The following is a 13,768-nucleotide window of genomic DNA, read 5'->3' as shown; positions in this document are numbered from 1 at the left end:
TGCAGAAACCCGGAAGCGGGCGAACCGTTGCCCGGGGTACCAAATAAAAACCTAAAAGGTTTGGGGAAACCTTTTAGGTTTGAACTATGCAAATTTGTCGAAAATCCGTTAACCTGCCAAACCATCGCCATACTCGGCCGATTCGGCCAGGGGCACGTTGACCCAGTTCGGATAGATCTGATAGTGCTTCTCCCTGACTAGCTTATACAGCAGCTCGCGCAGTTCGCCCACGTTTTCGCCGGTCTGTGCCGAAATGAAAGCGACGTGATCGGCTTTGTGAGTCAGGTACGTTTTCTTCAGGAAGTCGAGCGCGGTCTGCCGGCGTACCGCTACCGGTACGGCTACCTCATCCGGCGCGTCGTCGCCAAACGGATCATCGGCCGGGTCTGGCAGGCTTTGCTCCAGCCACTCTTCCTTCGGCGTAAACTGGTCCATTTTGTTGAAGACCAGCACCATCGGTTTGTCGGCGGCTTTGATGTCGGCCAGGGTGGTGTTCACGACTTCGATCTGCTCCTCGAAATTGGGGTGCGATACGTCGACTACGTGAACCAGAATATCCGCTTCGCGAACCTCGTCGAGGGTCGACTTAAACGACTCGATGAGCGTAGTCGGCAGTTTCCGGATAAACCCAACCGTGTCGGTAAGCAGGAACGGGATATTGCCCAGCGTCACCTTCCGTACGGTCGAGTCGACGGTAGCGAAGAGCTTGTTTTCGGCAAACACGTCGGCTTTGGCCATGGTCCGCATCAGCGTCGACTTCCCAACGTTGGTATAGCCGACCAGCGCCACCCGGACCAGCCGGTCGCGTTCTTTCCGGCGGGTTACGCTCTGCTTGTCGATCTTGGCCAGCTTCTCTTTCAGGAACGCGATCCGGTCTTTCACGATCCGGCGGTCGGTTTCGAGCTCTTTTTCACCCGGTCCGCGCATCCCGGCGCCCCCTTTTTGCCGGCTCAGGTGGGTCCACATCCGTGTCAGTCGGGGATACAGGTACTGATACTGCGCCAGCTCGACCTGCACGCGGGCCTGGGCGGTCTGCGCACGCATCGAGAAGATGTTCAGAATCAGCAGGCTACGGTCCAGCACTTTAACGTCGGTAAACTGTCCTTCGAGGTTACGCACCTGCGCCGGGGTCAGATCGTCGTCAAAGATGATGGTATCGACGGGGTTGTCGAGTATATACGTCTGAATCTCTTCCAGCTTGCCTTTGCCCACAAAGGTGCGGGTATCGGGGCGGTCGAGTTTCTGGGTGAAGCTTTTCTTCGTGATGATCCCCGAGGTCTCGGCCAGAAAAGCCAGCTCGTCCAGATACTCTTTGGTCTGGTCGGCGGTCTGTTTCTGGGTGACGAGGGCAACCAGTACGGCGGTTTCGGCCGGTTTGGTTGTCGGGTGTGTATGGGTTTCGTTCATGAATTGATGTCTGTGGTATGTGTAAACCAGTGATGAAACGTCACTGGCCTACTATGAATAAACGGGCCATTCCGGGTAAAAGTTTCGCCCCCAGAAGGCCCTCTACACCTGCATCTGGCTATACCTGAATCAGTTTCCAGCGGCCGCGCCGGAACACCAGAATAGCCAGTACGGCCAGCAGCGTTTCGCTGAACGCCACCGCCCAGAATACGCCCGACGGCCCCCACTGCATCCGCTCGGCCAGCACGTAGGCCAGCGGAATCTCGATCAGCCAGAAGCATACGATGTTGATCAGCGTTGGCGTACGGGTGTCGCCTGCTCCGTTGAGGGCCTGGCTGACAACCATGCCATACGCAAAGGCAACATACCCCACGCAGAACACTCGCAAACACTCTACGGCTACGGCAACCACCCGCGGGTCATGGTCGAACAGGCCAACTACCTCATGGGCACCGAGATAAAAGCCGATGCCTACCAGCAGCAGAAACACCATGTTGCAGAAGGCAGCCCGCCATACTGAGGTTTCGGCCCGGTCGGGCTGGCCGGCGCCGAGGTTCTGACCGACCAGCGTAGCCGCTGCGTTGGCCAGACCCCAAGACGGCAGGATGGTGAAGACCAGAATCCGGATGGCAATGGTATAACCCGCTACAACCTCGCTGCCGAAGGTAGACACCAGCCGCGTCAGGAAGACCCAGCTGGCCGACCCGATCAGGAACTGTCCGGTGCCGCCGGCTGCCACGCTCAGCAGGTTTCGGATAATACCCGTGTCGGGCGTCAGGTCGTCTTTCCGCACCTGCACCGAGCTACCCGTCCGCGTCAGGGCGTAGAGCTGGTACAGTACGCCCAGCGACCGACCGGTGGTGGTGGCTACCGCCGACCCCATCACGCCCATAGCCGGCACGGGACCAAACCCGAAGATAAACACCGGACAAAGTACGATGTTGACCCCGTTGGCGATCCAGAGGGAGCGCATGGCCAGCGATGCTTCGCCGGCTCCGCGCAGACTGCCGCTGAGCGTGTGGAGCAGAATGATGGCCGGGGCCGAGGCAAAGATCATGCGCGTGAAGCCCGATCCGTTGGCAACCAGCTGGGCATTGCCACCCATGAGCCGCAGGATATCTTCGGCCAGCAACACGCCCGGTATGCCGAGCAGCACCGCCATCGTGAGCGATACCAGGATGACCTGCCCCACCGTAGTACCGGCTTCGCGTGGGTTGCCTTCGCCGATGCGCCGGGAAACGAGCGCGCTGGCGGCCGTACTCAGACCGATGGCGATGGAGTAAACGATAGTCAGAACCGACTCGGTCAGCCCCACCGTGGCGATGGCTTCGGTACCGATGCGGGCTACGAAAAACACGTCGACCACCGCAAACAGCGACTCCATGACCATCTCCAGAATCATGGGCACCGATAGCAGAAAAATGGCCCGGTTGATACTGCCGGACGTAAAATTGGTTTCCGAACCGCGCAGGGCAGCCAGAAATAACCTGAAAAATCTGGTCATTGATGACAACGGATTGACCCATAGCCCAACCGGCTAACGGCAACCTATGGATGATGAAACATGGAAATGGCCGCCCTGTCGGAAGGGTCAGCGAGGTACTGGAGGAGAGAAAGAAGACCTGCGTAGGGTCTTATCCGAGGAACTTCATGGGCGTTAGTGGACCGCTGGCGCGGCCGCGTTTTGCGATGCAAACCTACGCGTTTATTTTTTCGAAATCCAATCAGAATTGAGCCAGCGGTCCAGAACAGGCCCGTACAGCCTGAAAAGGCTTGTTTATCTCAGGCTGGTTGGTAGATCATCTGGATAAATCCGGTATCGAATGCCCGGCTGCTGACCAGCGTGAGTGGGGTCTCAGCAGCGCCGTCGCCGAAGAGGGGGATGCCAGCGCCGAGCACAATGGGCGCCACCGAAACGATGAGTTCGTCGATCAGGCCGGCGTTCAGCAGGATGGTGTTGATCTGCCCGCCCCCAATCAGCCAGATGCCCTGGCCGTCGGTTTGTTTCAGCGACCTGACAAACGCCACCGGGTCTTCGGCTACGAACTGAACATAGGGTGCATCGGGCCGGGCCGACCGGCTGAATACGTAGTTGATCTTGTCGGCATAGGGAAACTCGCCCTCCATACCCAGAACGACCTGATAGGTGCTGTTGCCCATCAGCGTGGTGTCGATACCGGCCAGCAGATCGTCGTAGCCGTAGTCGAGCAGATCGGGGTTGGGGATGGCTTCGAGCCAGTCGACCCGGCCATCGGGGCGGGCAATGTACCCATCGAGCGAGGTAGCGATGTAAAGAATCAGTTTTCGCATAACGAACTATAGGCCGGGCAGGCGGTTAAGCAAATATGAGCGCAGAACCCTTACTTGTCAATCACATTGCCGACTATCTCGGGCACGAATTAGCCACCGGGCGATACCCGATTAGCGAACAGGGCGGCATCGACTGTCCGTCTGACCGGCCCGTTCGTCGGCTGGGGCTAGCGCTGGAGCCGTTTCCGGGCATCCTGAACTGGGTTCGTGAGCAGCAGCTCGACGCCCTGTGGCTGCATCGGCCGTGGCAGCTCGATGCGTCGCAGCTACCAGCGGGTCTGGCCCTGCTGCATCATCACCTGCCGTTCGATGAAACACTGACCATGGGCCTGAACCATCGGCTGGCCCGGCTGCTGGGGGCGGCTGACCCGGTTCGGCCGCTGGGTACCAAACAGGCTACCGATGAGCGCGGGCAACTGCTGCCCCCCCGACCCATCGGGATGCTGATCGACGTGCCTATGCGCGAATTCGACGCCCAGCTGGCCACGATCAGCCGGGCGTTTGCCGGGTACGACCGGGCCGAAGCCGGGCGGCATACCGATGTAACCCGGCTGGCGGTGGTTGGCGCTATGACCGATACGCTGATCCGGCAGGCTGCCGAAGCGGGGGCCGAGCTGTACCTGACGGGTCAGTACCGCAAACCCGCGCAGGACGCTGTGAACCAGACCGGCATGGCCGTCATTGCCGTGGGCCACCGCCGAACCGAGGAGTGGGGTCTGCTGGCATTGGCTGAACTCCTGCGCGAGCGCTGGCCGGACCTGACCACCATCTGCCGCTGACAAACCGGTTACGGAATCTCGCGGGGGTCGGTGGCTACGCGGGTGTTGTCGTAGAAGGTGTTCATCAGCGCCATGTCCTCGTCCGAGATCGTAAAGTCCAGCACATCCAGATTCTCGCGGATGCGGTCACGTTTGACCGACTTCGGAATCGTAACGACGCCGTGCTGAACCGACCAGCGTACCAGCAGCTGGTAGGTCGACTTATTGTATTTTTCGGCCAGCGCCAGCAGGGGCGGGTCGTTGCGTTTCTCGCCCCGGACCAGCGGAGCGTATCCCTGGAGCTGAATTGTTTTTGAACGGCAGTACGCCAGCACGTCGGGCAGGTAGCAGTAGGGGCTGAACTCGACCTGATTCACGGCCGGCACAACGGTGGCCTGCCCAATCAGTTCGTCCAGATGCGGTTGGTAGTAGTTCGAAACACCGATGGCCCGTACGCGCCCGTCGGCATAGAGTTTTTCCAGCGCACGCCAGGTGTCGAGCCGGTGCGGACTCGACGGCCAGTGGATGAGGTAGAGGTCGAGCACGTCGAGCTGCAGTTTCTCCAGGCTCCGGTCAAAGGCGCGCAGGGTGGCGTCGTAGCCCTGATCGTCATCCCAGACTTTGGTCGTGATGAACACCTCGCTGCGGGGGAGGCTGGCCGCCCGGAGCGCGTCGGCCACTTCGCGTTCGTTTCCGTAGGCCGAGGCCGTATCGATCAGGCGGCAGCCCGCTTCCAGGGCCCATTCTACCGCCTGCTGCACTTCACTGTTGTGTTGGGGCGCATAAACGCCCAGCCCCAGCAGGGGCATGTCGACGCCATTATTAAGGGTAACGGATGGTATAGTCATACGGGTAAAACGGTCTTGTGTGCATAAGAGCGTTGACCGGTCAATAGTTCAGAAAATGAGTATATCCCAATGTCAGATGAATTCAGTATCTATGGTCTTCCGTAGATAGAGAAAGTGGACAAAAGGTCCGGTATGCGACAATTTTACCTGATTGGGAGTATAGCGCTGGGATTGCTGCGGGTTGGGTCGGCGCAGTCTGTTCAGTACTCGGCCGAGCTGGGTGGGTTTGGTGCGTCTTCTGCCCAGAACCCCTTCTGGCTGCGTACCAACCAGTACGGTACGGTGCCGCTGCGCGAGTCGTTCGGGACGCTCCGGCTGGGTATCTCCCGCCCGTATGCGCCCCGACCCGACACCACCCGGAAAAAACGGATCGACTGGGGGGGCGGGCTGTATGCCGTTGCCAACGCTGGGCCGCGCCCGTTGCCCGACCAGCCGGCTTTGCTGGTGCCCGATGCCTACGTGACTGTCCGCTACCGCTGGCTGGAGCTCTTTGGCGGCAACCGGCGCGAAGTATACGGACTGGGCGATACGCTCCTGACATCGGGTTTTGTGGCCTGGTCGGGGAATGCGCTGCCTTTTCCGAAGGTTCAGCTGCACATGCCGGACTTCGTGCCGCTGGCGTTTACCCGAAACCGCATCGCTGTACGGGCTGGTTACGCCCACGGCTGGCTGGTCAACAGCTATATTCAGGGCAGTTACCTGCACCAGAAATACCTGTACGGCCGCATAGGAAGACCCCAGGCGCGGCTGAATGTATACGTTGGGCTGAATCACCAGGTGCAGTGGGGTGGCCGCGCCGATTACCTGATCGGTACGGATCTGTCGGTAGACGGTAGCCTGCCTACTTCGTTTCGGGACTATCTGTCGCTGATCACGGGCCGCTACCCGGATGCCCTGCAAAACAACCGCTTCACCACCTTCGACGGCACCAACCGGATCGGCAATCACGTCGGCAGTTACGACCTGGCGCTGGCCTGGACCGGCCGTCGAGAGAGCTGGCTCCTGTACCACCAGCATATGTACGAAGACGCGTCGGGGCTGGCGCTGCAGAACGTGCCCGACGGGCTGACGGGGTTACGGTTTCTGAACAAACAGACGAACCCGGTTCGATTCCGGGTTGAGCGGGTGGTGCTGGAGTGGCTCAGTACCACCAACCAGAGCGGAGCTACGTTCGACCAGATGGCCCGCTACCAGGGGGGCGACAACTATTTTAACAACAGCCAGTACCGCGAAGGCTGGTCGTACCGCGGCCATACGCTCGGCACGCCATTCATTGCGCCCCGCGCGTCGTTTTCGGAGGCTGTCAACGCGTTCACCGGCGGAGGGTATTTTCCGAACAACCGGGTCAGGGTCTGGTATGGGGGAGGTAGCGGTCGTTTCCGACGCGGCCCGCTGCTGACTACGCGACTCTCGTACAGCCGGAACCGGGGCACGTTTACGCAGCCTTACCCAACGGCATTCCGGCAGTTTTCGGGCCTGTTATCAGCGCAATGGAATCTTTACAAAAAGGCTCCGCTGTGGCTAACAACCGCACTGGCCCTGGATCGGGGTGATTTGTTTCCGACGTCAACGGGTGGTTCGATCAGTCTGAAAAAGAGCTGGTAGGTTTGGGCGCTGGTGGGCCGCCAGGCAGTCGTCACCCGTCACCGTGGTCCGTGTCCTCACGGACCACTTGCGCGTCAGCAAAATCGTCTGGATAGGTGGTCCGACTGCGCGTCCCGGTGCGGACACGGACCACGCTGGTGGCTCGGGCGGTCGCGTCTCAACCTCATGATTCATTCACCTATACCGATTCGGTGGTCGTACGAGTACTTTCCTGTAGGTAGGTTTTATTAGAGAAATATTAATTTTTACCTTTTTTCAACCCGATAAAATCCAGACATCAGATTCGGTCGTATAGGCTCATGCAGGTTGTTGCAACCTGTTCATGATCAATTAGTACTAGAAAAACTTTTCATTTATGTCTATGCTGTACCGAACAAAGCTCCGAATGGCCGCCAGCCTGCTGGCTATTGGCTCGCTCCTGACTCTGGATTCCTGCCGCGACGCGCTGCAACCCGTTGAGCCCACCGTTTCCGGTGCCCGCCTGTCGGCTAACTTTGACTTTTATGTCCTGTCGGACAACAATCAGCTGCTTAAGCTCAACACCCAGAATCCGTCGGTAAGCAGCAGCTCCATGACCATTACGGGCCTGCAAAGCGGGGAGCGGCTGGTAAGCATCGACTTCCGGCCGGCTACGGGGCAGCTGTACAGCGTTAGCAGCAACAGCCGGCTGTACGTTATCAACCTGAACAGTGGCGTAGCCACGCCCATCGGTGCCGGTCCGTTCATGCCACCTACCAACGGTGACGCCATTGGCTTCGATTTCAACCCGACTGTTGACCGGATCCGGCTCGTAACCAACCAGGGCCAGAACCTGCGGCTCAACCCCGAAACCGGCGGTGTGGCTAACGTTGACGGGGCTATCAACGGCGCAGCGGGCGCGGCTGTTACGGCGGTTGCCTATACCAACAACCGGGCCGGCGTTACGACCACGACCCTGTACGACATCGACCCGATTACCGACCGGCTGTACCGGCAGAACCCACCGAACGATGGCCGGCTTGAACTCGTAGGTTCACTGGGCGTCGATATTGCCGGTACGGGTAGCTTCGACATTGGTCCGGATGGCAGCGCCATTGCGACGCTGATCAGCGGTAACACCCGTGGCCTGTACCAGATCGACCTGACGAGCGGTGCGGCCGAGCGCCTGGGCGACCTGCCGAACGTGAGCATCGTTGGCCTGGCCATCCCGACGGAGCCGGTTGCCTACGCCGTTACGTCGTCGAACATGCTGTGGATTTTCAACCCGATGAATCCGACGCCCATTGCCAAGCAGATTACCGGTCTGCAGCCCGGTGAAGATATTTATGGAATCGACATCCGGCCGGTTAACGGTCAACTCTACGCGCTGGGCAGCACGAGCCGAATTTATACCATCAACACGTCGAATGGCGCTGCCATGGCCGTAGGTGCTCCATTTAGCCCCGGTCTGACCGTGGGTGACTACGGCTTCGATTTCAACCCAACCGTTGACCGCATCCGGCTCATCAGCAACAGCAACCAGAACCTGCGTCTGAACCCTGACAACGGTGCTGTAGCGGCTGTTGACGGTATGCTGACCGGCTCGCTGGGTGGCGCAACCGGCGCGGCTTATACCAACAACTTTGCGGGCTCTACTACAACGACGCTGTATAGCCTCAGCAACTCCAACGGCCAGTTGTTCATCCAGAACCCGCCGAACAACGGTACGCTGGTACCCGTTGGCGGTAATGGTCTGCTGGGACTGCCGTTCGAAGGAGCCAATGGCTTTGACATCGGTGGTACGAGCAATATTGCCTACGCTATCCTCCGGTCGAACGGCATGACCCGCCTGTACACCGTAAACCTGACCGCCCCGTCGGTCACGGCTGGCGCTATGCTGCCCGGCAATCCCACGATTCGTGGTTTCGCCGTCGGTTTGGGATTCTAATAAATTCCGGGATACCCATTTCGGATCGATTTATCCCGGATCGATTATCCCGGATTAAAATCCGGGCCTATTCATAGTCAGAATGGGCCCGGATTCGTATTGATGGTAACAAATGAATAGGCCCGGCATCCATGCCGGGCCATTTTTTTTCATCCCGGATCGGTTATCCCGGATTCGTATTGATGGCAGCAAATGAATAGGCCCGGCATTCATGCCGGGCCATTTTTATACATTGGTTATCCCGGCATTTATGCCGGGCCTGAGCCGGGTTTACCGGCTGAGGTATAGATTCCGTTCGGAGTAGACCTTCTGGAAGAAATCGTCGGTCAGGTCATCGATGAAATAGATGCCTTCGCCGGTCGATTTCATTTCGGGGCCAAGCTCCTTGTTCACGTTCGGGAACTTGCTGAACGAGAAGACCGGAATCTTGATGGCGTAGCCTTTTTTGACCGGCTTGAAATCGAAATCGGTCACCTTTTTGTCGCCCAGCATCACCTTGGTGGCGTAGTTGACATATGGCTCCTGGTACGCCTTGCAGATGAACGGTACCGTCCGGCTGGCGCGCGGGTTAGCCTCGATCACGTACACCTGCTCGTCTTTGATGGCGAACTGGATGTTGATCAGGCCAACCGTCTTGAGCGCGACCGCAATCTTTTTGGTGTATTCTTCAATCTGGTTGATGACGTGCTCGCTCAGGTCGAAGGGGGGCAGCAGCGCGTACGAGTCGCCGGAGTGGATACCCGCCGGTTCGATGTGCTCCATAATCCCGATGATATACACGTTCTCTCCGTCGCAGATGGCGTCGGCCTCGGCTTCGATGGCGTTCTCCAGGAAATGGTCGAGCAGAATGTTGTTGTCCGGAATATCCTGCATGATCTTCATCACGTGGCTCTCCAGCTCGTTTTCGTTGATCACGATCTTCATGCTCTGACCGCCGAGTACGTAGCTCGGGCGTACCAGCAGCGGGAAACCCAGCTCGCGCGACAGTTCGATCGCGGCTTCGGACTCGCGAACCGTGCCGAACTTCGGATACGGAATGTTCAGATCGCGGAGCATGCCCGAGAACAGCCCCCGGTCTTCGGCCAGGTCGAGCGCTTCCCAGCTGGTGCCGATGATCTTGATGCCGTAGCGCGTCAGCTTCTCCGCCATCTTGAGGGCCGTCTGGCCACCCAGCTGCACAATAACCCCCTCGGGCTGCTCGTGCATGATGATGGCGTGAACGTGTTCCCAGAATACCGGCTCGAAGTACAGCTTGTCGGCAATGTCGGGATCGGTCGAGACGGTTTCGGGGTTACAGTTGATCATGATCGTCTCGTACCCCGCTTCTTTGGCCGCCAGCACACCGTGGACGCAGGAATAGTCGAACTCGATGCCCTGCCCGATGCGGTTCGGACCGGATCCCAGCACCACAATCTTCTTCCGGTTCGACCGGACCGACTCGTTACCCGGCAGATCCGATACCGGCTCGGGCCGGTCGAGGGTGATGGGCAGCTGGTTGTTGAAGGTCGAGTAGTAGTAAGGCGTTTTGGCTTCGAACTCGGCCGCGCAGGTGTCTACGCACTTGAACACCCGCCGGATGTTGTGACGCTGGCGGTAGTCGTAGATTTTGCTTTCACGAACCTGTAGGATGTGGGCCAGCTGCCGGTCGGCATAGCCTTTCTGTTTGGCCGTGCGGAGCAGTTCGGGGGGCAGATCGTCGAGGTCGTACTGTTGAATTTCGCGCTCCAGCAGAATCAGCTCTTCAATCTGGTGCAGGAACCACGGATCTATTTTGGTTAGCTGCTGAATAGTCCGGAACGACATACCGGCCTTGAACGCGTCGTAGATATGGAACAGCCGGTTCCAGCTGGGGTGGGCCAGACTGTGGGTAAGAGCCTCGCGGTCAGTCAGCTCGCGGCCGTCGGCGCCGAGGCCGTTGCGCCGGATTTCGAGACTCTGACAGGCTTTTTGGAGCGCTTCCTGGAAATTCCGGCCAATGCCCATGGCTTCGCCCACCGATTTCATCTGGAGGCCCAGCGACCGGTCGGCACCCGGAAACTTATCGAAGTTCCAGCGCGGTACTTTAACAATGACGTAGTCGATGGCCGGCTCGAAAAAGGCCGAGGTGGTTCCCGTAATCGGGTTGATCAGCTCGTCGAGGTTGTAGCCAACGGCCATTTTAGCGGCAATCTTGGCGATGGGATATCCCGTAGCTTTCGAGGCCAGCGCCGACGACCGGCTCACCCGTGGGTTCACCTCGATCACAATGATATCGTCGGTTTGCGGATTGACCGAAAACTGGATGTTACAGCCCCCGGCAAACTGACCGATACCACTCATGACCCGGATGGCCAGGTCGCGCATTTTCTGGTACAGCGTATCGGGCAGGGTCATGGCCGGCGCCACCGTGATGCTGTCGCCGGTATGGATACCCATCGGGTCGAAGTTCTCGATGGAGCAGATGATGATGAAGTTACCGTTGTTGTCGCGCAGCAGCTCCAGCTCGTATTCTTTCCAGCCCATAACGCTCTGCTCGACCAGCACCTCATGAACGGGTGACGCGTGCAGCCCGGCGGTGAGGGCCTTGTCGAAGTCGTCGGGATGGTTCACGAAGCCGCCCCCCGTACCGCCCAGCGTAAACGACGGCCGGATAACGAGTGGAAAGCCAATTTCCTGCGCAATTTCTTTTCCTTCCAGAAACGAGCGGGCCGTACGGCCTTTGCAGACGCCCGCGCCCAGTTCCAGCATCAGCAGCCGGAATTTTTCCCGGTCTTCGGTGGTCTCAATGGCCTTGATGTCTACGCCAATGATCTTCACCCCATACTTTTCCCAGATGCCCGCCTTATCGCAGTCGATGGCGAGGTTGAGAGCGGTCTGGCCACCCATAGTGGGCAGTACGGCATCGATGGGGCGACCCATCTCCTGGTGTTTTTTCAGGATGTCGACGATCGACTTTTTCTCCAGCGGCAGCAGATAGACGTTATCCGCGTTGATCGGATCGGTCATGATCGTGGCCGGGTTGGAGTTGATCAGACTGACCTCGATTCCTTCGTCGCGGATGGACCGGGCTGCCTGCGAACCAGCATAGTCAAATTCACAGGCTTGTCCGATGACGATAGGGCCGGAGCCGATAATCAAAACCGAGCGGATGGCAGAATTTTTGGGCATTGCGGGGGTAATGTATGATGTACAATGAAAAATGAACCGGCCGGCGTACCGGAATGTACAGGATTGACCTACGAATACGGCTGACGTATGGCCAAAAATCCCGCAAAATTAGGGGGAATAGCCGACAAGACAGGCGTTTTTTTTAGAAAATGTCGACAGCTCTTGGAACAAAGGCGGCAGATCCCGGATCGCTGTTATCGGCCGGGTAGATAACGGCGCCCGGTACTATGAAAAAATGAGTATCTTGATGCCTGACAGACAGGTCGATGCCTGCTCCGTTGCTTCCCCTCTTTTCTACCCTATGATACAGACATCCCCTCTTCCACACCCGGCTCCCCACCCGGAGGCCGCTTCGGTTGTGAGCCCCTGGCCGGCCTGGCGCCGGCTGCTGTTTCGGTTCACGGTTATGTATGTCGGTCTGTACATGTCGCCCCTGAAATGGGCCGGTGGTGTGCCGCTGCTCAACCTGGGTGGCAACTACTACTCGATGGGCGAGAGCTGGCTGGTAACCCTGGCCAACCGCCACCTTTTTCATGTCAAGGAAGAACTGGTGCCATTCAATGGCAGTGGCGACACCTCGTACGGCTACGCCCAGCTCTGTCTTTTTACCCTCCTGGCCCTGATCGGGACCGCGGTCTGGAGCGCCCTCGACCGTCGGCGGGCCTATGACCGGCTGTCATACTGGTTTCTGGTGGCGCTTCGCTACTACGTGGCGCTGGTAGCGCTGCTCTACGGAACAATCAAACTCTTTGGCCAGCAGATGATTTTTCCGTCGCTGAGCCAGCTCGCCACGCCCCTCGGCGATCTGCTGCCGATGCGTTTTTCCTGGTTGTTTATCGGCTATTCGGAGCCGTATCAGTTTTTTTCGGGCGCGGTCGAGGTGTTGGCCGGAGTGCTGCTGCTATGGCGCCGTACGGCTACGCTGGGCGCGTTTGTGGCCACCAGCGTTTTCCTGAACGTCATGATGATGAACCTTTGCTACGACATTCCCGTCAAGCTGTTCTCTATCCATCTCTTCGTTTTCAGCAACCTGCTGCTGCTCAGCGACGCCCGCCGACTCCTCGACTTTTTCGTCTTCAACCGGCCCACGCAACCCAAACGAACGTATGCGTTTACGAGCCGGCGGGCGCGCATCGGCTGGCTGGTGCTCAAAGCCGGCTTTGTGCTGTTTTTCGGGCTGCTGCCACTCTACCGGGCTTACCAGTACAGCCAGCCCGAGCCGGTTGCCGGTAAAAAACCGCCCAAACCCAAACTGAAAGCCGGTTTCTACGAGGTGGCCGACTTCCGGGTGCCGCCCGCGTTTCCCGATTCGCTGCGGTGGCAGAACGTAGTGTTCGAGGAAGAAGCAGCGGGTAGTATCCAGACGCCTGATACGCTCTTCCGGCAGCGCTACCGCCGGGGCTATTTCAGCTACGACCTCGACTCGGCCCGACACACCATCGCCTTCAGGAAATTTGCCGATGACAGCCTGGCGCTGTTCACCCTGCACATCGACCGGCCCGATACCAACCGGCTGCTGCTGCGCGGCCTGTTCCGGGGCGACTCGCTGACGGTAGCCCTCCGGCGCACCAACCGCCATTTCCAGCTCGCCGAACGCCAGTTCCACTGGCTCTCCGAAGCCAACCGGTAAAAACTACTTGATCAAGACCCATCTGCATCGGGGCGGGGAGCGGGTTTTTTAATCCGGGCGATGCGTGAATCCGGTTGCGCTGGTTGGTCGCTAAGTTTAATTGGAAAACGTTGGTTGCGGGGCTACTTTTGAGTAGGTTATGGCATAGTTTTCCTAT

General features: G+C 58.8%; 9 protein-coding genes. 4 read left to right on the top strand and 5 right to left on the bottom strand.

Features of this window, described 5'->3' with window-relative positions:
* Nucleotides 1–108: 108 nt before the first annotated feature.
* From hflX to EQG79_RS07965, 3 genes are all read right to left on the bottom strand, one after another.
* Entirely contained in the window at nt 109–1,407 is a 1,299-nt protein-coding gene (gene hflX / locus EQG79_RS07975; protein ID WP_129601031.1) for a GTPase HflX, read from the bottom strand.
* A gap of 118 nt (nt 1,408–1,525) precedes the next feature.
* Entirely contained in the window at nt 1,526–2,911 is a 1,386-nt protein-coding gene (locus EQG79_RS07970; RefSeq protein WP_077920635.1) for an MATE family efflux transporter, read from the bottom strand.
* A gap of 278 nt (nt 2,912–3,189) precedes the next feature.
* Nucleotides 3,190–3,717, bottom strand: a complete 528-nt coding sequence (locus EQG79_RS07965) for a dihydrofolate reductase family protein (protein WP_129601030.1) — start codon at nt 3,715–3,717, stop codon at nt 3,190–3,192.
* 35 nt (nt 3,718–3,752) lie between these two features.
* Between EQG79_RS07965 and EQG79_RS07960 the strand changes: the two genes are divergently transcribed.
* Nucleotides 3,753–4,496, top strand: coding sequence for a Nif3-like dinuclear metal center hexameric protein (locus tag EQG79_RS07960; RefSeq protein WP_077920637.1), 744 nt, complete (start codon nt 3,753–3,755; stop codon nt 4,494–4,496).
* 8 nt (nt 4,497–4,504) lie between these two features.
* Here EQG79_RS07960 and EQG79_RS07955 read toward each other — a convergent pair whose 3' ends face one another.
* Nucleotides 4,505–5,323 carry an aldo/keto reductase gene (locus tag EQG79_RS07955; protein ID WP_129601029.1) on the bottom strand — a complete coding sequence of 273 codons (819 nt, stop codon included), beginning with the start codon at nt 5,321–5,323 and terminating at the stop codon, nt 4,505–4,507.
* A 132-nt stretch (nt 5,324–5,455) separates the two neighbouring features.
* Here EQG79_RS07955 and EQG79_RS07950 point away from each other — a divergent pair, with 132 nt between their 5' ends.
* Both EQG79_RS07950 and EQG79_RS07945 read left to right on the top strand, forming a co-directional pair.
* Nucleotides 5,456–6,928: a capsule assembly Wzi family protein gene (locus tag EQG79_RS07950; RefSeq protein WP_129601028.1), complete on the top strand. Its 1,473-nt coding sequence runs from the start codon at nt 5,456–5,458 to the stop codon at nt 6,926–6,928.
* A gap of 361 nt (nt 6,929–7,289) precedes the next feature.
* Nucleotides 7,290–8,834 carry a DUF4394 domain-containing protein gene (locus tag EQG79_RS07945; protein WP_317126241.1) on the top strand — a complete coding sequence of 515 codons (1,545 nt, stop codon included), beginning with the start codon at nt 7,290–7,292 and terminating at the stop codon, nt 8,832–8,834.
* 270 nt (nt 8,835–9,104) lie between these two features.
* On the opposite strand, the gene carB is transcribed toward EQG79_RS07945, so the two are convergent.
* A complete protein-coding gene (gene carB, locus EQG79_RS07940; protein ID WP_129601026.1) occupies nt 9,105–11,981 on the bottom strand; it encodes a carbamoyl-phosphate synthase large subunit in 2,877 nt (958 codons plus the stop codon).
* 301 nt (nt 11,982–12,282) lie between these two features.
* Between carB and EQG79_RS07935 the strand changes: the two genes are divergently transcribed.
* Nucleotides 12,283–13,611 carry a hypothetical protein gene (locus EQG79_RS07935; protein WP_240699299.1) on the top strand — a complete coding sequence of 443 codons (1,329 nt, stop codon included), beginning with the start codon at nt 12,283–12,285 and terminating at the stop codon, nt 13,609–13,611.
* Nucleotides 13,612–13,768 lie beyond the last annotated feature (157 nt).

This window comes from Spirosoma sordidisoli (assembly GCF_004138325.1).
GTDB classification, from domain to species: Bacteria; Bacteroidota; Bacteroidia; order Cytophagales; family Spirosomataceae; genus Spirosoma; species Spirosoma sordidisoli.
The sequence above is the reverse complement of the archived record's forward strand: the minus strand, read 5'-3'. Positions and strand labels throughout refer to the sequence as shown.

What these genes read in the sequence shown, in the direction of transcription:
- carB (WP_129601026.1), bottom strand. Translation starts at nt 11,981, where the DNA reads ATGCCCAAAAATTCTGCCATCCGCTCGGTTTTGATTATCGGCTCCGGC.
- EQG79_RS07950 (WP_129601028.1), top strand. Translation starts at nt 5,456, where the DNA reads ATGCGACAATTTTACCTGATTGGGAGTATAGCGCTGGGATTGCTGCGG.
- EQG79_RS07965 (WP_129601030.1), bottom strand. Translation starts at nt 3,717, where the DNA reads ATGCGAAAACTGATTCTTTACATCGCTACCTCGCTCGATGGGTACATT.
- EQG79_RS07935 (WP_240699299.1), top strand. Translation starts at nt 12,283, where the DNA reads ATGATACAGACATCCCCTCTTCCACACCCGGCTCCCCACCCGGAGGCC.
- EQG79_RS07955 (WP_129601029.1), bottom strand. Translation starts at nt 5,323, where the DNA reads ATGACTATACCATCCGTTACCCTTAATAATGGCGTCGACATGCCCCTG.
- hflX (WP_129601031.1), bottom strand. Translation starts at nt 1,407, where the DNA reads ATGAACGAAACCCATACACACCCGACAACCAAACCGGCCGAAACCGCC.
- EQG79_RS07970 (WP_077920635.1), bottom strand. Translation starts at nt 2,911, where the DNA reads ATGACCAGATTTTTCAGGTTATTTCTGGCTGCCCTGCGCGGTTCGGAA.
- EQG79_RS07960 (WP_077920637.1), top strand. Translation starts at nt 3,753, where the DNA reads ATGAGCGCAGAACCCTTACTTGTCAATCACATTGCCGACTATCTCGGG.
- EQG79_RS07945 (WP_317126241.1), top strand. Translation starts at nt 7,290, where the DNA reads ATGCTGTACCGAACAAAGCTCCGAATGGCCGCCAGCCTGCTGGCTATT.